The 21245-nt window shown below is 43.6% G+C and carries 17 protein-coding genes; 10 read left to right on the top strand and 7 right to left on the bottom strand.

Annotation, left to right across the window (positions count from 1 at the left end; all coding sequences use genetic code 11):
- Positions 1–163: 163 nt before the first annotated feature.
- The 3 genes from ileS (at position 164) to A5886_RS11765 (ending at position 9309) form a co-directional block, all read left to right on the top strand.
- Entirely contained in the window at positions 164–2959 is a 2796-nt protein-coding gene (ileS, locus tag A5886_RS11775; protein ID WP_086275310.1) for an isoleucine--tRNA ligase, read from the top strand.
- A gap of 390 nt (positions 2960–3349) precedes the next feature.
- Entirely contained in the window at positions 3350–7867 is a 4518-nt protein-coding gene (gltB, locus tag A5886_RS11770) for a glutamate synthase large subunit (RefSeq protein ID WP_086275309.1), read from the top strand.
- 2 nt (positions 7868–7869) lie between these two features.
- Positions 7870–9309: a glutamate synthase subunit beta gene (locus tag A5886_RS11765; protein ID WP_086275308.1), complete on the top strand. Its 1440-nt coding sequence runs from the start codon at positions 7870–7872 to the stop codon at positions 9307–9309.
- A 53-nt stretch (positions 9310–9362) separates the two neighbouring features.
- Here the strand turns inward: A5886_RS11765 and A5886_RS11760 are convergent, their stop codons facing one another.
- The 6 genes from A5886_RS11760 to A5886_RS11735 form a co-directional block, all read right to left on the bottom strand.
- A complete protein-coding gene (locus A5886_RS11760; RefSeq protein ID WP_086275307.1) occupies positions 9363–9923 on the bottom strand; it encodes a TIGR01440 family protein in 561 nt (186 codons plus the stop codon).
- A 6-nt stretch (positions 9924–9929) separates the two neighbouring features.
- Positions 9930–10409 (bottom strand): ECF transporter S component, encoded by a 480-nt coding sequence (locus A5886_RS11755; protein WP_086275306.1) that lies wholly within the window; start codon positions 10407–10409, stop codon positions 9930–9932.
- Complete coding sequence (locus A5886_RS11750; protein ID WP_086275305.1) at positions 10406–11197, bottom strand: hydroxymethylpyrimidine/phosphomethylpyrimidine kinase; 792 nt, start codon at positions 11195–11197, stop codon at positions 10406–10408. Before A5886_RS11750 ends, A5886_RS11755 begins: the two co-directional genes overlap by 4 nt.
- A 102-nt stretch (positions 11198–11299) precedes the next feature.
- A complete protein-coding gene (gene zwf / locus A5886_RS11745) occupies positions 11300–12826 on the bottom strand; it encodes a glucose-6-phosphate dehydrogenase (RefSeq protein ID WP_086275304.1) in 1527 nt (508 codons plus the stop codon).
- A 9-nt stretch (positions 12827–12835) separates the two neighbouring features.
- Positions 12836–13483: a transcriptional regulator EfaR gene (efaR, locus tag A5886_RS11740; protein ID WP_086275303.1), complete on the bottom strand. Its 648-nt coding sequence runs from the start codon at positions 13481–13483 to the stop codon at positions 12836–12838.
- 141 nt (positions 13484–13624) lie between these two features.
- Positions 13625–14860, bottom strand: a complete 1236-nt coding sequence (locus A5886_RS11735) for an aminopeptidase (protein WP_086275302.1) — start codon at positions 14858–14860, stop codon at positions 13625–13627.
- Between the two features lie 230 nt (positions 14861–15090).
- Between A5886_RS11735 and A5886_RS11730 the strand changes: the two genes are divergently transcribed.
- The gene (locus A5886_RS11730; protein ID WP_086275301.1) at positions 15091–15666 is read left to right on the top strand and encodes a TetR/AcrR family transcriptional regulator; all 576 of its coding nucleotides are present in this window, start codon (positions 15091–15093) and stop codon (positions 15664–15666) included.
- A 38-nt stretch (positions 15667–15704) separates the two neighbouring features.
- On the opposite strand, the gene A5886_RS11725 is transcribed toward A5886_RS11730, so the two are convergent.
- Positions 15705–16148: a flavodoxin gene (locus A5886_RS11725; protein WP_086275300.1), complete on the bottom strand. Its 444-nt coding sequence runs from the start codon at positions 16146–16148 to the stop codon at positions 15705–15707.
- Positions 16149–16322: 174 nt separating this feature from the next.
- Here A5886_RS11725 and map point away from each other — a divergent pair, with 174 nt between their 5' ends.
- The 6 genes from map to copZ all read left to right on the top strand — a co-directional run bounded on the left by map (position 16323) and on the right by copZ (position 21204).
- Positions 16323–17087, top strand: a complete 765-nt coding sequence (gene map / locus A5886_RS11720; RefSeq protein ID WP_086275299.1) for a type I methionyl aminopeptidase — start codon at positions 16323–16325, stop codon at positions 17085–17087.
- A 60-nt stretch (positions 17088–17147) separates the two neighbouring features.
- Entirely contained in the window at positions 17148–18071 is a 924-nt protein-coding gene (locus A5886_RS11715; protein ID WP_086275298.1) for a YihY/virulence factor BrkB family protein, read from the top strand.
- A 19-nt stretch (positions 18072–18090) separates the two neighbouring features.
- Positions 18091–19305: a glycosyltransferase family 4 protein gene (locus A5886_RS11710; protein WP_086275297.1), complete on the top strand. Its 1215-nt coding sequence runs from the start codon at positions 18091–18093 to the stop codon at positions 19303–19305.
- A 107-nt stretch (positions 19306–19412) separates the two neighbouring features.
- Positions 19413–20399 (top strand): aldose epimerase family protein, encoded by a 987-nt coding sequence (locus tag A5886_RS11705; RefSeq protein WP_086275296.1) that lies wholly within the window; start codon positions 19413–19415, stop codon positions 20397–20399.
- 114 nt (positions 20400–20513) lie between these two features.
- On the top strand, positions 20514–20960 hold the full coding sequence (locus A5886_RS11700) for a CopY/TcrY family copper transport repressor (protein WP_086275295.1): 447 nt from the start codon (positions 20514–20516) through the stop codon (positions 20958–20960).
- A 31-nt stretch (positions 20961–20991) separates the two neighbouring features.
- Positions 20992–21204 (top strand): copper chaperone CopZ, encoded by a 213-nt coding sequence (gene copZ, locus A5886_RS11695; protein WP_086275294.1) that lies wholly within the window; start codon positions 20992–20994, stop codon positions 21202–21204.
- Positions 21205–21245 lie beyond the last annotated feature (41 nt).

The raw sequence follows: 21245 nt of genomic DNA, 5'->3' as shown, positions 1-21245 counted from the left end.
TGACTTGCAAAGCAAGGCAGAGTAGATGATGAACAGTACTAGCTGACCACAGGGAGGGGAGTCACCCGACACGAATCACTACGACCGGCTAATCAAGCGAGGCATCAAGACCAATCTTGGTCTTTATCAAAAGGCACCAAACAACCAAAAAGGAGCAATCGAAATGAAAATGAAAGAAACACTCCAATTAGGAAAAACTGAATTTCCGATGCGAGGCAATTTACCAAATCGGGAAGTAGAATGGCAAAAAGATTGGGAAGAACAACAAATCTATCAACGCAGACAAGCATTAAATGAAGGCAAACCGACATTCGTCTTACATGATGGCCCTCCGTATGCAAACGGCAATATCCATATTGGCCACTCTTTGAACAAAATCAGCAAAGACATCATTGTACGTTCAAAATCAATGTCTGGTTTCCGTTCACCTTATGTACCCGGTTGGGATACCCATGGACTGCCGATTGAACAAGTATTGACCAATAAAGGTATCAAGCGGAAAGAAATGAGCTTGGCTGAATACCGTAAAAAATGTGAAGAATATGCATTGACACAAGTAGATACCCAACGAGAAGATTTCAAACGATTAGGTGTTTCTGGTGATTGGGATCATCCATACATTACACTGACGCCGGATTATGAAGCTGCTGAAATTCGCGTGTTTGGTAAAATGGCTGAAAAAGGCTATATCTACAAAGGCTTAAAACCAATTTATTGGTCTCCATCAAGTGAGTCCTCTTTGGCTGAAGCTGAAATTGAATACAAAGATGTCAAATCTGCATCGATTTATGTCGCTTTCCCAGTGGCAGACGGCAAAGAGTTATTAGATACAGACACTTCTTTTGTGATTTGGACAACAACGCCTTGGACGTTACCAGCAAACTTGGGTATTTCTGTCAATCCCCAATTTGCCTATGTGCAGATCTTGGCTGATGGCCGCAAATTTGTAGTAGCAAAAGATTTATTAGATACAGTCAAGGAAGCGATTGGTTGGGAAACAGTTGAAGTCTTGCAAGAATTCTCTGGTGACCAATTAGAAAACATGACGGCGCAACATCCATTTTATGACCGGACTTCTTTGTTGATGCTTGGCGATCATGTGACATTAGATGCGGGTACTGGTTTGGTTCATACAGCGCCTGGACATGGTGAAGATGACTATATCGTCAGCAAGAAATATGGTTTAGATGTATTATCGCCAGTAGATAGTCGGGGGATGTATACCGATGAAGCACCTGGTTTTGAAGGTGTCTTTTATGACAAAGCCAATCCAATGATTACTGCATTGTTAGAAGAAAAAGGGGCATTGCTCAAGTTAGACTTCTTTACCCATAGTTATCCCCATGACTGGCGTACCAAAAAACCAGTGATTTATCGGGCAACACCACAGTGGTTTGCATCCATCGATAAATTCCGTCAAAATATCTTGGACGAAATCGAAAAAGTGGATTGGATCATTCCATGGGGCAAAACCCGGTTATTCAATATGATTCGCGACCGCGGTGATTGGGTGATCTCTCGACAACGTGCTTGGGGTGTGCCACTACCAATCTTTTATGCGGAAAACGGCGAAGCCATCATTACGCCAGAAACGATTGAACATGTAGCCAACTTGTTTGCTGAACATGGATCAACCATTTGGTTCGAAAAAGAAGCAGAAGAATTATTGCCAGCTGGCTTTACCCACCCAGGTTCACCAAATGGCAAGTTTTCTAAAGAAACGGATATCATGGATGTTTGGTTCGATTCTGGTTCTTCCCATGAAGCTGTCTTGCGTCAACGCCCTGAATTGACTTTCCCTGCGGATATGTATTTGGAAGGTTCAGACCAATACCGCGGCTGGTTCAACTCAAGTATCACTACGAGTGTGGCGATCAATGAAGTTGCACCTTATAAAGCTGTTCTCTCACAAGGTTTTACCTTAGATGGTGAAGGCCGCAAAATGAGTAAATCTCTCGGCAACACGATTGCCCCTGAGAAAGTCATCAAGCAAATGGGTGCGGATATTCTGCGTTTGTGGGTCAGCAGTGTAGACTATGAATCAGACGTTCGGGTATCAATGGATATTTTGAATCAAGTATCTGAAGTTTATCGGAAAATTCGTAATACCATGCGTTTCTTATTGGCGAATACAACTGATTTTGACCCAGCCAAAGATACTGTCGCTTTTGAAGACTTACGTTCAGTCGATCAATATATGATGGTTCGCTTGCACCAAACAATCAAAACGATTCGTGAAGAAGGCTATGATAAATACAATTTCTTGCATATCTATCGCACAGTGATCAACTTCTTAACCGTTGATATGTCTTCTTTCTATTTAGATTTTGCTAAAGATGTCGTTTATATCGAAGGTCAAAATGATTTCCAACGTCGCGCGATGCAAACAGTGTTCTACCAAACCGCAGTTGCATTGACTAAGTTGTTGACACCAATCATTCCGCATACAGCAGAAGAAATTTGGTCACACTTGAAAGAAGATGATGACTACGTACAATTGGCTGAACTTCCTGGTTATCAAACATTTGCCAATCAAGATGAATTGTTGGATCAATGGGCGGCCTTCTTAGATTTCCGTGATAACGTATTAAAAGCATTAGAAGAAGCCCGTAATGCCAAACTGATTGGTAAATCTTTTGAAGCGAAAGTGACGATCTACCCAACAGAACCAGTGGCAACATTATTGAAGGCGATCGATTCAGATATCCCTCAATTGTTGATCATCTCACCTGATTTCTTTGAAATTGCAGCAGTAGGTACAGCAGCACCAGCAGAAGCATACGTCTTTGAAGATGTGTCGATCCTCGTTGAAAAAGCAGATGGTGAAGTCTGTGAACGTTGCCGTCAAATGCGCAAAGATGTTGGCAGCCACGAACACTTACCAACGATTTGCGGACATTGTGCAGAAATCGTTGAAGAAAACTATCCAGAAGCTGTTGCTGAAGGATTCGAAAAATAAGCAACTCAATCTTCCATGAAACAGGTAATCATTCCTTTTGATTGCCTGTTTTTTTGCTTTTGGTGACTAAAATAGGTAGAATACCTTACAAACATACTATTGTTTGTGCGATTTTTTTACATATAAATGGTAGTTTTGTCTGGTGTTGTAGCTGAAAACGATTCTCATTTAAAATTTATAAATAACGAAAATAATGTTGTATAATATAAAAACCTTAATCATCATATTATCTATAAAGGTTTTTGATGGATAGATAAATGATAAAATAAAGAAATTGAAAATGTAGTTTGCTTTTATAATTCTACTGAGTAACCGATCGTTTCAAAAATTTAGATCAACTACAAGTAATTAAGTTGGAAAATTCAGAAAATTCAAAGAAAGTGTGATTCGATGAATGAAGGAAAATTAACTATAAACACAACACCGTCAATGTATGATCCTCAATTTGAAAAGGATGCCTGCGGGATGGGGTTTATTGCCCAAAAGGACGGTCTCTATTCTAGAGAATTGATTCAAAATGCTTTGACGATGTTAGAACGAATGAATCATCGGGGCGGTACTGGTGCTGAACCAGATACGGGTGACGGTGCTGGGATTTTGATGGCTATGCCAGATCCTTTCTTCCGAATTGAAGCCCAAGCTGCCAGCATCGAATTGCCAGAAAAAGGACAGTACGCAGTGGGGATGTTGTTTTTGCCTTCTGAAAAAGTACGGGCTTTTCAAGTCCAAGAGGCGATGATCAAAGATATCCAAAGTTGGGGCTTCCAAGTCATTTGGCAACGGGATGTTCCTTATGACTATTACCAATGTGGACCCGGTGCGCAAAAGGTGATGCCGTCCTTTCTGCAACTCTTTATCGAAAAACCAGTAGATGTTGAAGTTGGCCGCCCATTTGAAGATCAGTTGTATCGGTTACGTCGTAAATTAGAGAAGACTTATCCTAGCGATGCTTGTTCGATCTGTAGTCTATCAAGCAAAACGATTGTCTATAAAGGGATGCTCCATGCGTATCAAGTGGGTTTGTTTTTCAAAGATCTGCAACGACCTGAGATGACGTCAAGCATTGCCTTGACCCACTCACGGTTTTCTACCAATACGTTTCCTAGCTGGAATCGTGCACAGCCATTTCGGTTTTTGGCCCATAATGGGGAAATCAATACATTACGTGGGGCAGAAAATTGGATGCATGGTCATCAAATAGAAGTCTATGATGAGGAAAATTCTGATTCAGCCAAGTTAGAGAATTGTATGGAATACTTGTATCGACAAGGCAGGGATATCCCGCAGGCCTTATTGATGATGGTACCAGAAGCGTGGTCGAATGAAGCAGGTTTGTCACCTGAACTCACAGCCTTCAACGAGTACAATGCAAGTTTCATGGCACCTTGGGATGGACCTGCTGCGCTATGTTTTACCGATGGTGATATGGTGGGTGCCGCACTTGATCGAAATGGATTGCGACCCTCACGTTATTCGATCACAAAATCAGGCTTTGTCATCGTTGCCTCTGAGTCAGGTGTAGTTGACTTACCGGCTGCAGAAGTGATCGAAAAGGGTGTCTTAGGCCCAGCCAATATGTTCTTAGTAGATACCGTCCATGGGACAATATTACGCAACCAAGAAATCAAAGAACATTATGCCAAAGCGTATCCGTATCGAGACTGGCTGCAGGATCACTTATTGACACCGAATGATTTGGTTGTTGATCAAGAAGTTGTGGAAGAACAGACAACAGCAGACATGCAGCAACTTTGGAAATTGAATGGTTACACAGATGAAATCATCCGAACCTTGATTATGCCAATGGCTGAAAATGGTGAAGAACCTGTTATCTCAATGGGCTTTGATTCACCACTGGCTATCCTCAGCGAAAAGCCGCAATCATTGTTTACCTACTTCAAACAACAATTTGCGCAAGTCACGAATCCGCCAATCGATGCAATCAGAGAACAACTTGTGATTGGGACCGAATTGTTTCTAGGGCGAGATGGAGATATCGCAAAAGATAGTCAAATCAATTGCAACAAACTGAAAATCAGCAGTCCGGTGTTGACGACAACTGATTATACGAAAATCAAGCATTTGGACCAAGCTGGTCAAAAGACCATGATCCAATCCATCCTCTATCAAGTTGAAAACGATCAAAGCGGAGGGTTGCAAGCGGCGTTAGAAACGCTATTTAAGGAAACAGAAGTCAAAATCGATCAAGGGGCCACGATCATTGTATTAAGTGATCGAGGTGATACACCGGACATGAAACCACAAAAAGGCAAGATGGCGATACCTATCTTATTGGCCGTCTCAGGGCTGCACAATTATTTGGTGAAAAAGGGCAAACGGTCAATGGCTTCAATCATTGTTGACACGGCTGAGGTCTGCGAGGTCCATCATTATGCCATGTTGATTGGCTACGGTGCCAGCGGGATTCATCCATATGGTGCCTACCAAACATTGGTTCATGTAGCGTTGTCAGATAAGGTTGAAAAGTATCGGAAAGCCTGTGAGAAAGGGATCATCAAAATCATGTCGCGGATGGGGATCTCAACGATCGCTGGTTATCATGGTGCCCAGCTCTTTGAAGCGGTAGGTATTTCTGAAACAGTCGTCAGCGACTATTTCACCGGAACAGCGACGAGAATCGGCGGCTTATCTTTGCAACAGATCGAAGAGGAATATCTCAACCGTTATCAAGCAGCTTATGGCAGCAAGCAAACGGATTATCTTGAATCCGGGGGAAGTTTTCAATACAAAGCAGATGGCGAGCATCATTTGTTCAATCCAAAGACAATCTATGGATTTCAAAAAGCGGTTCGCACAGGTGACTACGGTTTATATAAAGCTTATGCAGCCGAGATGGACCAAGATGCACTCGCACATCCCACGACATTGCGTGCGATGTGGACCTTTGAAAAGAACCGCCCGAGCATCCCATTAGCAGAAGTAGAACCCGTAGAAACGATCGTCAAACGATTCAAAGTAGGGGCCATGTCTTATGGGTCTTTAAGTGAAGAAGCCCATCGCTGTATCGCTGAAGGGATGAATGCCATCGGCGCAAAATCAAATAGTGGAGAAGGTGGCGAAAACCGCAATCGGTTCAAGCCAGTAGACGGCATCAATTATAATAGCCGAATCAAACAAGTGGCTTCTGGCCGTTTTGGTGTGAATGCGGAATACTTGATGAGTGCAGATGAATTGCAGATCAAAATGGCGCAAGGGGCCAAACCGGGTGAAGGCGGTCAGTTGCCTGGAAACAAAGTTTTTCCATGGGTGGCAGAGATTCGCGGTTCAACCCCTGGGGTACGATTGATTTCACCACCGCCCCATCATGATATTTATTCAATCGAAGATTTGGCACAGCTGATTTATGATTTGAAGGCCATTAATCCATATGCCCGAATCAATGTCAAATTGGTTTCTAGTACCGGGGTGGGCACGATTGCGACCGGTGTCGTTAAAGCGGGTGCGGATGTCGTTGTGATCTCAGGGTATGATGGCGGAACAGGCGCCTCACCACGGAACTCTATTCGTGATGCCGGTTTACCTTGGGAAATGGGGATTGCTGAGGCACATCAGACGTTAGCCATGAACAATTTACGGCAACGAATGACCTTAGAAACGGATGGCAAATTAATGACCGGCCGCGATATTGCGATCGCTGCATTATTAGGAGCAGAAGAGTATAGTTTTGCTTCCTTGGCATTGGTGGCGATTGGTTGTGTGATGATGCGGGTCTGCAGTTTGAATACCTGTCCTGTGGGTATTGCTACACAAAATCCAGCGTTACGGAAATTCTTTGCCGGAAAACCTGAACACATCATCAATACGATGCACTTTTTGGCGGAAGATTTGCGGGAAACGATGGCGGAACTTGGTTTTCGAACGATTGATGAAATGGTTGGTCACGCAGAAGTATTGGCACCGCGCTTTGTTGCAAAAGGCAAAGCCAAATCGTTAGATTTCTCTAGAATGATTGGCCAATCGATACCAATCGAACGCAAAGTGACAGATCCATTCCTAGAAAAACGCCAATGGCCTGAATTAGATTCCTTTGCACAGGCGGCGATTGAACAAAATGAGCCAATATCAGTCAGCCAATCAATCAACAATGTTCAACGTTCGGTTGGGGCTCGACTAGGTGGTTGGATCGCTGAGCGCTTTGGGAATGATCAGGTAGCACCAGGGTTATTGCGGTATACCTATCAGGGCATTGCAGGTCAAAGTTTTGGCGCATTTGCGACGCAAGGGATTGAGTTGAAATTGATCGGTGAAGCCAATGATTATGTTGCCAAAGGACTAAGTGGTGCCCGATTGATTATCGTACCACCAGAAGATGCTGCCTATGACGTCGAGCATTCACCAATCGTTGGGAATGTTGCTTGCTTTGGTGCCAATAAAGGAGAAGGCTACTTCCGTGGTACAGCCGGTGAGCGCTTTTGTGTCCGTAATAGTGGCGCGAGAGTGGTTGTCGAAGGAGTTGGTGATCATGGCTGTGAATATATGACTGGCGGTGTCGTGGTTATTCTTGGCAAAACAGGACGTAATTTTGGCGCTGGTATGTCAGGTGGGGTCGTGTATGTCTATGATCCAAATCATGAATTTGCCGCAAAGTGCAACATGGAAATGGTCGATTTGTATCAAGTGGATGAAAGCGGCAATGATCAGCAATTGAAGGAAATGATCGAACAGCACTTTGCTTACACAGACTCTTTAAAAGCGGCTGAAATTTTACAAGATTGGCCACGAGCGAAACAAGATTTTGTGAAAGTCTATCCGACCGAGTATCATCATATGGTCGAAGCAACAGATCAATTTGCCGCAGAAGGGTATGTCGGCGACGCCTTAGTAGAAAAGGCCTTTGAATCTGTTGTCGGTACCCAATTAACTATTCCAGGAAAGGCGCGTGATTAAACATGGCAGATCCATTTGGTTTCTTAAAACATGCAAGAGTTGAAAACCCGACACGCCCAGTTTCTGAGCGGATCACTGATTGGGAAGAACTGCAAACGCCCTTGCCAGAAGAGGAAAGACAAGAACAAGCCGCCCGTTGTATGAATTGTGGTATTCCGTTTTGTCACACCGGCTCTTTCTACGGTGGACAACGGACGGTTTCAGGGTGTCCCAATGACAACTTGATTCCTGAATGGAATGATTTGGTCTACCAAGGTCGAACCCAAGCGGCTTTTGAACGCTTGGCAAGAACCAATCCATTGCCGGAAATGACAGGGCGGGTCTGTCCAGCACCTTGTGAAAAGGGATGTACGGAAGCATTGAATGGTTCAGGTGTCACGATTCATGACAATGAACGCTTTATCATCGATACGGCTTTTGAAAATGATTGGGTCAAAACATCTGGGATGCCGCAAGAAGCAACTGGTTTCAAAGTCGCCATCGTTGGCAGCGGGCCTGCGGGCTTATCTGCTGCATGGCGTTTGAATCAATTGGGGCATCAAGTGACTGTTTATGAGCGGAGTGACCGCTTTGGCGGCTTGCTGATGTACGGTATCCCCAATATGAAATTAGATAAAGACGTTGTCCAACGACGTATTGATCTGATGGCAGATATAGGTGTGCGTTTTGTCGGCAACACAGAAATTGGTCGCGATATTTCAGCCGATGAATTGGCTGCACAATATGATCGTGTCATCCTGTCAACTGGGGCAAGTGTCCCGCGAGATTTGAAAGTACCAGGCCGTTCATTGACAGGTGTGCAATTTGCTGTTGATTATTTAACTGAGGCAACCAAAGATGTCTTGAAACATGGCAAAGAAGCGACAAGCAAAAAATTGGCCGGGAAACATGTGGTGGTCATTGGTGGCGGCGATACAGGAAATGATTGTATCGGTACAGCGGTCAGACAAGGCGCAGCATCTGTACGTCAGCTAGAGATCACACCGCAACCACCATTACAGAGAACAGCCAGCAATCCTTGGCCGGAATATCCTCTGACAGCCCGCACAGGCTATGGCCAAGAAGAAGCGGCGGAAGTATTCCAAAGTCAAGTGACCTACCATAGCGTGTCGACAACGGCCTTTATTGGCGCTGAGAGAGGACAACTGATTGCTTTAGAAACAGTAGCCGTAGACGACCGTTTTCAACCGATCGCCGGCAGCAAGGAAGTCATCAAAGCGGATCTGGTTTTACTGGCAATGGGCTTTTTAGGTCCAGAAACAACATTACTAGATGCATTTGGGGTCAATGAAGTGTATGACGATTACACCACCAACAATGAGCGGGTGCTCGTAGCTGGTGATGCCAAACGTGGACCAAGTCTGGTGATTTGGGCGATTCGCGAAGGCCGATTGGCTGCTGAAAAAGTGGACCAAGCATTGCGTACGTTGGTTTATCAATAGTAAAAATGAAAGACGACAACACGGACTACTTTGTGTTGTCGTCTTTCATCTGTTTAAGATTGACTTGATTCTGGATACATTGCCCGCGGCCCACCAATATATTTCGGCCGTGAACCTAGTGCGGTAACATGAGCGCCGCCCAATGTTTGAATACTTGGACGAATCGGGATCTGGACGTGTTTGATATGCATACCGATTGCAGTATCACCGATATCAATGCCGGCTTTGGCAACGATATGCTCGACTTCTACGGGATCATCGAATAATTGGAAGGCCGCAACAGAACAGGCGCCGCCAGCGTGAAGGGCAGGGACGACAGCGACCTCATCTAATTGATAACGCTCTGCTGTGGAACGCTCAACGACTAATGCCCGATTGAGATGTTCACATCCTTGGACTGCTAAACGAATCCCCTTTGGCTTGAGCACAGCTAAGATTGCTTGAACAATCAATTGTCCCGTTTCTTGACTGGAATTTTTGCCAATCAAACCGCCAACGACTTCACTCGTGGAACAACCCAAAACAAAAAGCTCGTTTTCTTTGACATTGGCTGTTGTGATCACTTCATTGACGATTGTTTGTAAATCTTTGTGTAATGTATCTGCTGCTATCATCTTTATTCATCTCTCATTCATCGGGAATTTGTTGGTACGGCGCAGTGCTTGCACCAAAGGTAATGCCACGACACTGCCAAAAATCGTTTGGATCAGATTGCCGGGGATCGAGGCGATGCCGGCACCAAAACCGAAAAGCAGGAAAGTAGCAGCGGCATAGCCAATGATCATAATCAGGCTTCCTAGGCTGACGCCCAAGATAGGCCGATGGGCCAATCGACCGACTAACCAGCCTTGCAGCCCGTGAATCAAAATCGAAAAGACAGCCCACTCTGGATAGCCCGACAGTAAATCGATCAGCCCCCCACTGAGTCCACCTACAAAAGCCCCAGCAGCGGGACCAAATAAAAGGGCAGCGGTATAAATACCGGTCTCACATAGTGTGACGAAGCCCTTGGTTTGCGGAACGGGAATGATAAAGACGAGTGACAACGCGGTAGTCAATGCGGTGAGCATAGCAATCAGTGTGATTTGTTTGACTTTCATTGGCGGACATCCTTTCTATAATAGGCGAGTTGATTGACATTGCCTGCTTGATTTTTTAATGGTATACCATTTTCGATCCCTGCCAAAACGAAGGCTTTGGCTTTGCGGACAGCTTCTTCCAACGGTACTTCTTGTGCCAATAAAGCGGCGATTGCTGCGGATAGGGTACAGCCAGCGCCATTGGTAGTTTGTGCGCTGCTTTTGGGTGCCTCCAAAACGGTATACGTTCCTTGTTGATAAAGTACATCATAGGCTAAATCACCCGCGATTCGACTGCCGCCTTTGATCAATACTTGCCTGGCACCCAAAGCATTGATTTTTTTGGCTGCTCGTTTCATATCCTCCACTGAATCAATGGTCATTTCAGCGAGTTGCTGCGCCTCTTCTAAATTAGGTGTGACCAAAGTGCTGTAAGGGAAGAGGGTAATCAGGCCAGATTGATAGGATTGATTAAATTGGGTATCGCCTTCTTTAAAGGCAAGGACCGGATCTAAAACGACGGGACAATCAACGGTGGTCAAAAAATCTTTTACGATATCTATAGCTGCCACTTGATGGATCAGTCCAATTTTAATGGCAGAAAAATCGACCGCTTTTTTTAATGAGTCAAGTTGTGCATGTATGACAGCCAATGGCAAATCGTGAAACAACAAAGGTTGATCAATGGCAACAACCGATGTTAACAGCACATGACCAAACACATTGAATTCTTCCAATGTTTTGATGTCTGCGGTTGCACCGCCGCCAGCTAAACTGTCTAAACCGGCAATCGTTAATACTTGCTGCATAAAGTTCCTCCCTGATTCATATGTTCCTTCAATTATACAAAATATGTGCAAAATAAAAACGACCAATTGGCTGTTTTTTTGCCCATCCAATTGGTCGTATATTTATTTATCTGATAGTAAATCTCGTTGGCGGTACCATTCATCCGGGCGCCAAATCCACTCAAACCCATCAGTTGCCAATAAATCATAAGCGGCTTGTGGACCCATCGTGCCAGCCGCATAATTGGGAAAATCTGGCGTTTCTTGATCCCAAGCATGACGGATAACATCAACGATGCGCCATGATTGGGCTACTTCATCCCAGTGGGTAAAGTTGGTGCCATCACCATTCAAAGCATCTAGCAGCAGCTTTTCATATGCTTCTGGCGTATTTTCAACGATTTCCGTACTATTGCGGTAATCCAACTTGACTGGAATGGTTTCGAACCCTTGGCCGATTTCTTTGCCATTCAAGGACAATGAGAAACCTTCCGTTGGTTGGATATAAATCGTTAAGACATTCGGTGCCAAACTTTCATTCGTGTTTGATTCATTGAAATCTTGCTTAAAGACATTTACAGGAACTTGTTTGAAGACAATGTTGATACGGGTGCCTTTTTCAGTCAAACGTTTGCCTGTTCGGACATAGAAAGGAACACCAGACCAGCGGAAATTATCGATCATAAATTTACCAGCGACAAAGGTTTCTGTCGCAGATTCTTCTTCGACATTGGCTTCTTCGCGATAGCCGGCAAATGTCTTGTCCTCTAATTGACCTTTGGCGTACTGTCCGCGAACGAAGTGGGTTTTGACCTCTTCTTCGGAATAGATACGGATCGCATTCAAGGCTTTGATTTTTTCGGTCCGCAATTCTTTCTCAGAAAAGGCTACCGGAGGTTCCATTGCCAGCAATGAAAGGATTTGCAAAATATGGTTTTGGACCATATCTTTCAATGCGCCGCTCTTGTCATAATAACCGCCGCGTTCTTCAACACCTAAATTTTCTGCGATATTGATTTGGACATTGTCGATGTAGCGATTGTTCCACATGGAAGCGAAGATATTATTGGCAAAGCGGATCGCTGAAATATTCTGGATCATCTCTTTGCCTAAATAATGGTCGATACGATAAATTTCATCTTCCGCAAAAACGTTGTTGATTTCATCATTTAATTCTTTGGCCGTTTCAAAGTCGCTGCCAAAAGGTTTCTCAATGATCACACGATGGTATCCGTTGGTATCCAGCATGCCTTGAGATTTCAAGTGAGAGACGATCGTACCGAAAAAGTTAGGGGACATCGCCAAGTAAAACAATTGATTGCCGTCTAAGTGGTATTGCTTGTCCAACTTATCGGCTAACTCTTTCAATGCATCGTAGTGGCTAGTATCCGTGACATCGTGGGATTGATAGTAAAAATGCGAAGCGAAAGTTTCAGCTTGCGATTGATCGTCGATCAAATCCTTGATGGTATCCAAAATGACGCCGCGGTAATGGTCGTCTGACCAAGGACGTCTTGCTGTACCGATCACAGCAAAGTCTTCCTTCAAATCACCTTTCTTGTACAACCGAAACAAGGAAGGATATAGTTTGCGTTGGGCCAAATCGCCTGTTCCGCCAAAGATTGTAAAAAGTACCTTTTTTTCCATCATATTCACTCCTTACAGTTTATCGACAAAAATCGTACTAGCCGCTTTGTAGCTGACCGCGATTTCTTTTTTGTCATTTTTGATCGTGATTGGTCCTTCATAAGCCGCTGCATCGATGATTTGATATTCTTCATGAATATTCAGATCAATCGAGACAAGATAATCTAATAATTCCCGCTCATCAAGTACCCGAGCGATGCGAATCTTTGTGCCAACAGGAAAAGTGCTCATCGTATTCTTTTCCCCTTCGTGGATCATTTGCCCTTGTTCCGGGATCATGCCGCCATGGGGACAAAAACGAGGGTTATCTAAGTAGGTTTCTAAGCGTGCCGCGAGGGTCTCAGAGGTCACGTGCTCCAATACTTCCGCATCGTCATGGACTTCATTCCATGAATAATGCAAGTGTTCCACAAGAAACACTTCCCACAAGCGATGTTTGCGGATCAGTGCACTAGCAGATGCTAGACCAGTACTGGTTAACTGAACACCTTGATAAGGAGAGTGTTCGACTAAGCCTTCTTTTAGCAGTTTTGAGATCATTTCACTAACGGAGGCTGCAGAAACAGCTAATCCTGACACGATTTGTTTGTTGTTGATTTTTTTTTGGTCACCACCAAGCTCCAGTATCAGCTTTAAATAATCTTCTCGATTTGGTGTCATCGTATCATTCCTCTCTGATCAAAGACTATCAACATTGATTTTATCAAAAAAAATAGCGGATGACTATCGTAAAAATCGATGCTGATCGAATAATCTATGTAAAAAACGGACGCGCGTCATGCGCCTCCGCTTTTGTCAAAATTATGCCCAGTCGCCATTACGGAAAACAGGTACTCGGGTACCGTCTTCTTTAATGCCGTCAATGGACATTTGATCAGAACCGACCATAAAGTCCACATGGGTTTGACTTCGATTCAAACCAGCAGCTGCCAATTCTTCTTCAGACATATCTGTACCGCCTTGCAAACTAAAGGCGTAGGCAGAGCCCAATGCCAAGTGGTTTGAAGCATTTTCGTCAAATAATGTATTGAAGAAAATGATGCCTGATTGCGAGATAGGGGATGGGTCAGGAACCAATGCCACTTCTCCTAAGCTTTTGGCGCCTTCATCGATCGCCAATAATTTACCCAACACGTCTTGACCTTGTTCCGCAGAAAAATCAACGACTTTGCCTTCTTTAAAGGTGAACTTCATGCCAGAAATGATCGTGCCAGCATAGCTTAATGGTTTGGTACTTGAGATATACCCGTCGATGCGGCGATTATCAGGTGCAGTGAAGACTTCTTCAGTCGGCATATTGGCCATGAACTTTTCGTTGCGGGCATTGTAACTGCCAGCGCCTTCCCATAGGTGGTTTTTTGGCAAACCAATCGTTAAGTCAGTGCCTGGTGCAGTGTAATGCAAAGCTGAAAATTGTTCTTTGTTCAATTCTTCGGCTTTGACTTGTAGTGTTTCATCATGGTTCTTCCAAGCGGCTACTGGATCAGCTTCATAGATACGGGTGGTTTTGAAAATTTGGTCCCATAATTGATCTTGTGCATCTTCTGGAGAAGCGTCTGGGAACACTTTTTGAGCCCAATCAGCACCAGCCGCGGCAACGACTGTCCAGCTGACTTTGTTGGCTTGCGTCGCTTGACGCAAGTTCATCATCGCTTTGCCGGACGCTGCTTGGAATAACGCAACACGGTCTGAATCCACACCAGCGAGGGCATCAGGGTTTGCTGAAACGACGCTGATACGGCTGGCACCTTTTTCGACCCAATCATCGGTTTGGTCAATTTTGTATTGAGGGATGTTTGAAAGTCGATCATCAGCCGCATGCGCTAAAAACTCTTTTTGGACGACATCGTCGGTCCATTGAACGACAACTTCAGCTGCACCTAGTTCATAGGCCTTGGTCGTTAATAAACGGGCCAAAGGGGCCTGATCAACAGCGATTTGGATCACGATCGTATGTCCTGCTTGCACATTTACGCCAACTTCAGTGATCAGTTGCGCGTATTTTTCTAAGTTTTGATTAAAATTTGGTAAAACCATTAAAATTCCTCCATATTTTTCATTTTATAACTTACTATATGATAGCACTTATTTTTTTTATCCACAAACCAAATAGTTGGCAAAAAAACAGGAGAAATCTATGTGGATTCTATGAAACTCTTGCTAAGTAAAATTTAAAAGTTGTTTTGCAAACTTAAAAAAACATGATACAATAAGAAAAAGGTTTTTCTGAAAGCGATGTATAGCAGGATTAAGGAGATTAAAAAATTATGGCAAGAAAGAAAACGATCACTAGAGACCAGATTTTAAAAGCTGCCTATGAAGTTGTCGCAACCGAAGGATTCACCCGCTTTACCGCACGCAATATCGCAGCGAAAATGAAGTGTTCAACCCAACCGATTTATTTAGAATTTAAAAATATGGATGATCTAAAAAGTGCGCTGATCAGTCAAATCTATGACTACTTAGCCACAGAAGTATTTCCTATCGAACGCCGAGGAGATATCATTGTTGACTTGACCTTGAATTATATCGGTTTTGCGAATAAAGAAAAACGCCTATACCGTGCTTTATATTTAGAAGAATACGGTGGAGGAGACTCCATGCAGCAATTTTCATTTGATTTGTTCGTCAAATCTGTGAAAAAAGAGCCTAAGTACAGTGAATTGAGCACTGATGAATTGCAGTCATTGCACACAGGCGTCTGGATCGTGGCAACTGGATTAGCAGCGTTGATGTCTTCTGGAATCATTCATCCGACAGAAGATCAAATCGCCAAATTGATGACCGAAACGGTGGACAACATTCTCAGTCGAGACACACCGATAGATATTACTTATAAATAAAAAAAACACCTCTTTCCATAGGAAAGAGGTGTTTTTGATTACGCTAGAGCCGCTGCAATTTTCTTCGCAAATGCTTCTAAGTGTTGGATATCGTCTTCTTCAGCAGCTAAGTCTACTTTGACACTATCGGCGCCTTTTGTCGCACCGGTCTTGATGAAAGCTGCTTCAAAATCATCTACTGATTGACAAAAATCATCATAGAATGTATCTCCTGATCCGCACACCCCAAAGATTTTGCCGCTTAAGTCTAATTCTTGGAGATCTTCATAGAAATCAACGATTTCATCCGGTAGCTCACCGTCTCCATAAGTATAAGTCGCCACGATACAAATATCGGCATCTTCGAAATCATCAGCATCGACTTGTGTGCATTCATTCATTTCTACTTCTAACGATAAGTCTTCTAATGCTTCAGACACGATATCCGCGATTTCTTCCGTGTTACCGGTCATACTTGCATAGACGATTTTTGCTAAAGTCATTGGCTTTTTTCCTCCAATCTTTCTACAGTTCCCTTGAAAACTCTCTTAGATTATAGCAAAAGCCAACTGAATTGAAAACAAATCTTGAGAAACTCTTTATAATGTTGGCGATTTTTGTCTAAAAACGAATTTCTATGGTAAAATAAGAGGAATTTAATTGAGGGAGACGAGAACATGATCACATTAAAATCTGCCAGAGAAATTGACAGCATGGCTGCTTCAGGCGCTTTGTTGGCAGACGTGCATAAACAATTGCGCGGTTTTATCAAACCAGGAATCACAAGCTGGGATATTGAAGTATTTGTACGCAACTATATTGAAAGCCATGGTGGTATTGCAGCACAAATTGGCTTTGAGGACTATAAATATGCCACTTGCTGCAGCATCAACAACGAAATCTGTCACGGATTTCCCCGCAAAAAACCATTAAAAAATGGCGACTTGATCAAGGTAGATATGTGTATTGACCTGAAAGGAGCCATCTCTGATTCTTGTTGGAGTTATGTTGTCGGCGAGTCAAATCCAGCACTTGATCATTTAATGGCTGTGACGAAAAAAGCACTGTACTTGGGGATCGAACAAGCACAAGTGGGCAATCGCATCGGTGATATCGGTCACGCGATCCAAACCTATGCCGAAAGTGAAGGATATGGCGTTGTCCGTGATTTTGTAGGCCATGGCATTGGACCGACGATCCATGAAAGCCCGATGATTCCGCATTATGGAGAAGCTGGCAAAGGATTGCGTCTAAAAGAAGGGATGGTCATCACGATTGAACCGATGATTAATACCGGTACGTGGAAAATGAAAATGGATCCCAATGGCTGGACAGCCTATACCCTTGATGGCGGATTAAGCTGCCAATACGAGCATAGTTTGGCGATCACAAAAGAGGGTCCGCGTATTTTAACTTCTCAAGGAGAAGAAGGCACCTATTGAAGGCAATGAAGACAACAAAATGATAAAAAGGCAGATGACCGCTGGCGGAGGAAAGACAACATGAAAATCGTAGAAAAAGTCAAAAGCAATCAGAAACTGATGCGCTTTATTGAAACAACACAAGTGCGAATCACTGAATCAGAGATGGGGACGACCTCGGTGGTGGTTGCCTATTATTTACTGTTTTCGCTTTTTCCATTGCTGATTGCGGTCGGGAATTTGCTGCCATTTTTATCGATCGATCCGAATACCGTCCTGCCTTATGTGCAAGAATTGTTTCCTAGGGAAATCTATGACTTCATTGGACCAGCAATCGAGAGTTTGCTGACCAACAGTTCCGGCGGCTTGTTGTCGATCTCGGCTTTGGCCGCTTTGTGGTCTGCTAGTCAAAGTATCAATGCACTGCAGATTGCCATGAATAAAGCCTTTGGTGTCGATCAGCGGTCAAATTTTATTGTTGTTCGGGCAGTATCATTTGTGATTATTTTGTTATTTATGATTGCCATCGTGGGTGTGACCATGGTGTTTGGGCTAGGCAAAATCATTTTAGATCTGCTGCAGCCGATTTTTGAATTTCCTGACAATCTGATCAGCACCTTCCAAACCTTGAAATGGCCTTTGACGATCGTGGCACTCTTGTTCATCATGATGATGATTTATTGGTTGGTACCAAATGCCAAAGTCAAATTGCGATCAACTTTGCCCGGTGCGGTTTTTTCGACGATTGGTTGGATGTTGTTGTCGCAAGTCTTTGGGTTGTATGCCCGTTACTTCACTGCAAAAATCAGTGGGTATCAAATCATTGGAAGTTTCATCGTACTAATGATTTGGCTGAATTTGGCTGCCACCGTGGTTATTTTAGGCGGGATCATCAATGCAGTGGTGGAAGAATATGTCACTGGTCAGGAAATCAGGACGCGAAAAGATCCAGTTGAGCGTATCTCTTCTAAGATAGAAGATACCTTTACAAACAAAGAGAAATAATGGAAAGCGAGTATACAAAATGGATTTTGCCTTTAAATTTGTGGTACGCCTGTTTATCACAATGATCATTTCATTGATCTTGACACCGATTTTTAAGTTGGTTTCCTTTAAAATCGGCGCAGTCGATCGACCAGGAGAACGGCGTATCAATACCAAAACGATGCCGACAGCAGGCGGACTCAGTATATTCTTTGCTTTTTCTTTTGCTTTGTTGTGGGAATTTCGCGAGATGCTGCCTTTTGATTATGTATGGCCGATATTACTAGGCGCAGCGATCGTCGTCTTTACAGGGTTGATGGACGATATTTTCGAATTGAGTCCGTTGCAAAAGATACTAGGACTGACGATAGCAGCGTTAGAAATCTACTTTGTGGCAGGTATCAAAATCAGTACAGTGTCGATTCCATATATCGGGGTCTTCGATTTAGATTGGATGGGCTTACCGATGACGATTCTCTGGATTTTGGCCATCACCAATGCAGTGAATTTGATTGATGGCTTAGACGGATTGGCTAGCGGCGTATCAATCATTAGTTTGACGACAATTGGTATCATCAGTTATTTCTTCTTACCGAATTCGGTGGAGGTCCCTATGGTGATATTCACCTTGATTGCCGCAATCATTGGTTTTTTTCCTTATAATTTCTATCCTGCAACGATTTTCTTAGGGGATACGGGCGCGTTGTTCCTAGGATTTATGATTTCAGTGCTTTCTCTGCAGGGATTAAAGAATGCGACTTTCATTACAGTGGTGACGCCGATGCTGATTTTGGGTGTACCGATCACTGATACAGTTTATGCCATGATTCGCCGTAAGTTTAATAAACAAAAAATTTCTTCAGCGGATAAAATGCATTTGCATCATCGATTGTTGTCCTTAGGTTTTACTCATCGAGGGACTGTGTTGACTATCTATGCATTGGCGTTGGTCTTTTCATTCATTGCGCTTTTGATGAACTATGCCAGCAATACAGCGATCATTTTGCTGATTATCAGTACGGGTTTTGGCATCGAATTGTTTATTGAATTGATTGGTTTGGTGGGAGAAAACCGGCAGCCATTGATGCATGGCTTGAAATTCTTGGGCAATCGGCGTTACCGTCAACAAGTGTTGAACACTCATTCAGATAAACGAATCGAAAGAAAATCAGAAAAAGATCCGGCAGATGATGCGGCGCAGATGAAAGAAGCACGTATGAAACGCAAACATTATCAACCAAAGCACAAAAAATAAAACAAGCAGTTGCTGCTTGTTTTTTTTTTGCAGATTTGACGCAGGGCCTATGTAACGTCTATACTAAAGGTGTCTATCAAAAGGTAAAGGAAAGAAGGAATGAAAAAATGACAAGCGTCAAGCAACTGACTTCAGATACAATGGGTACAATTTATGAACTAACAAATGAGAGCGGTACCATCGTTAGGGTGAGTCCCGAAGGTGCCCGCTTATTAGATTGGGTGATTCCAATCGAAGAAGGGCGTGATATCGTAGCGGGCTATGACTCGATCCAAGGCCATATCGATGCCCGTTATTATGGTGCGACGATCGGTCCTGTTGCGGGACGGATCGCGGGTACGCGCTTTACCATCGATGGCAAAGAATATCAGACAGAAGACAACGATGGCGGCAATACGCTGCATGGTGGATTCAATGGGTTAGATACCGATACGTGGCTTGCTGAAACCTTTGAAGACCAAACAAAAGCGGGTGTGATTTTTACCACCGATCGAAGGGATGGCACGGGTGGTTTTCCAGGCAATGTCCGTTATCAAGTGACGTATACGCTGTCAAATGACAATGCTTTATCCCTCACCTACGATGCGGTGACAGATCAAGCAACATTATTCAATCCAACCAACCACGGCTATTTTAATTTGACCGGTGACACTCAGAAAGCAATCGACACGCATCTTGTTCAGATCAACGCCAATCATGTGGCAGAAACCAATGAAGATGTCACGACGACTGGCGCAAAAACCGCGGTTGCTGGAACCAAGTTCGACTTTACGAAAGAACGTGAGATCGGTGATACTTTACTAGATGATCCATTTTTACTAGATCATGAGCAAGAATGGGATCTGCAAGTCACCAGTCCTGATCAGAAAGTACGGTTAACGGTGACGACTGATCGTCCGGCAGTCGTGATTTATACGACAGGGACTGGAGAAGTCGGTGCCGCAATGAAAACTGGACCAATGGCGAACCATGGTGCAATGGCTATTGAAACACAAGGTGTGCCTGGCACAGAGAAATTTCAGCAGTTCGGCGATATTACGTTGCGCCCAGAGACACCTTTTCACTCAGTGACAACTTATCGTGTTCATTTCTAACTGAAAACTAAAACGAGATGCCTCCTAATTAACGGTGAGGTATCTTTTTTTGACAAATGACGATTACAGTTGTAAACTTTAGTTATCAGATGCATAGAAGTGAGGTGTCAAACAGTGGAAAACATAGAAGAACCAATCAAAATCAGTGATTCAGAATGGGAAGTTATGCGGGTGATCTGGACAATGGGCCAATCGACGGCCAAAGAGATCACCGATTTACTCAGTACAAACAAAAATTGGAAATCGGCAACAGTCAAAACGTTGTTGGGCCGATTGGTCAAAAAAGGTGTACTGGAACCTGAAGCGCAGGGAAAAAAATTTATTTATACGCCGTTGGTTTCAGAAGAAGCAACGGTACGCAGTGCGACGGAGAATTTATTCTCTCATATTTGTGCCAAAAAAATCGGTCAAACCATCAGTGAAATGCTAACAGAAGCGGATCTAACCGTCGAGGATATCCAAATGCTTCAAGAGGCATTGGCTGCGAAACAACCAGTCGCCGACATTGCCTGTAACTGTATTCCAGGTCAGTGTCAATGTAAAGCCCATGTACACCAATGAACGATCAAATCATAGAAATGAGGAATCAAAGATGAAAAAAATCATGACGATCAGCGGAATGAATTGTGCCCATTGTGCAGCCAAAGTAGAAAAAGCGTTGACTGAAGTGCCAGGTGTCAAAAAAGCCAAGGTTGACTTAAAGAAAGCAAAAAGCAAAGTCAAATATGATGAAACGCAAGTGACAGAAGATATGCTCCTGAAAGCTGTATCTGATGCCGGGTATACGGGTGCGCTTGCTCGATAGCATATCACGCAGATGATAGTGGATAAATAGTAAGAAATAGG

The organism is Candidatus Enterococcus testudinis, from assembly GCF_002140915.1.
Lineage (GTDB): Bacteria > Bacillota > Bacilli > Lactobacillales > Enterococcaceae > Enterococcus_D > Enterococcus_D testudinis.
Note: the sequence above shows the minus strand (reverse complement) of the source record. Positions and strands in the feature narration are given on the sequence as shown.

Excerpts from the sequence above, each read along its gene's own strand:
- ileS (WP_086275310.1), top strand. The coding sequence starts at position 164 with ATGAAAATGAAAGAAACACTCCAATTAGGAAAAACTGAATTTCCGATG.
- gltB (WP_086275309.1), top strand. The coding sequence starts at position 3,350 with ATGAATGAAGGAAAATTAACTATAAACACAACACCGTCAATGTATGAT.
- A5886_RS11765 (WP_086275308.1), top strand. The coding sequence starts at position 7,870 with ATGGCAGATCCATTTGGTTTCTTAAAACATGCAAGAGTTGAAAACCCG.
- A5886_RS11760 (WP_086275307.1), bottom strand. The coding sequence starts at position 9,923 with ATGATAGCAGCAGATACATTACACAAAGATTTACAAACAATCGTCAAT.
- A5886_RS11755 (WP_086275306.1), bottom strand. The coding sequence starts at position 10,409 with ATGAAAGTCAAACAAATCACACTGATTGCTATGCTCACCGCATTGACT.
- A5886_RS11750 (WP_086275305.1), bottom strand. The coding sequence starts at position 11,197 with ATGCAGCAAGTATTAACGATTGCCGGTTTAGACAGTTTAGCTGGCGGC.
- zwf (WP_086275304.1), bottom strand. The coding sequence starts at position 12,826 with ATGATGGAAAAAAAGGTACTTTTTACAATCTTTGGCGGAACAGGCGAT.
- efaR (WP_086275303.1), bottom strand. The coding sequence starts at position 13,483 with ATGACACCAAATCGAGAAGATTATTTAAAGCTGATACTGGAGCTTGGT.
- A5886_RS11735 (WP_086275302.1), bottom strand. The coding sequence starts at position 14,860 with ATGGTTTTACCAAATTTTAATCAAAACTTAGAAAAATACGCGCAACTG.
- A5886_RS11730 (WP_086275301.1), top strand. The coding sequence starts at position 15,091 with ATGGCAAGAAAGAAAACGATCACTAGAGACCAGATTTTAAAAGCTGCC.
- A5886_RS11725 (WP_086275300.1), bottom strand. The coding sequence starts at position 16,148 with ATGACTTTAGCAAAAATCGTCTATGCAAGTATGACCGGTAACACGGAA.
- map (WP_086275299.1), top strand. The coding sequence starts at position 16,323 with ATGATCACATTAAAATCTGCCAGAGAAATTGACAGCATGGCTGCTTCA.
- A5886_RS11715 (WP_086275298.1), top strand. The coding sequence starts at position 17,148 with ATGAAAATCGTAGAAAAAGTCAAAAGCAATCAGAAACTGATGCGCTTT.
- A5886_RS11710 (WP_086275297.1), top strand. The coding sequence starts at position 18,091 with ATGGATTTTGCCTTTAAATTTGTGGTACGCCTGTTTATCACAATGATC.
- A5886_RS11705 (WP_086275296.1), top strand. The coding sequence starts at position 19,413 with ATGACAAGCGTCAAGCAACTGACTTCAGATACAATGGGTACAATTTAT.
- copZ (WP_086275294.1), top strand. The coding sequence starts at position 20,992 with ATGAAAAAAATCATGACGATCAGCGGAATGAATTGTGCCCATTGTGCA.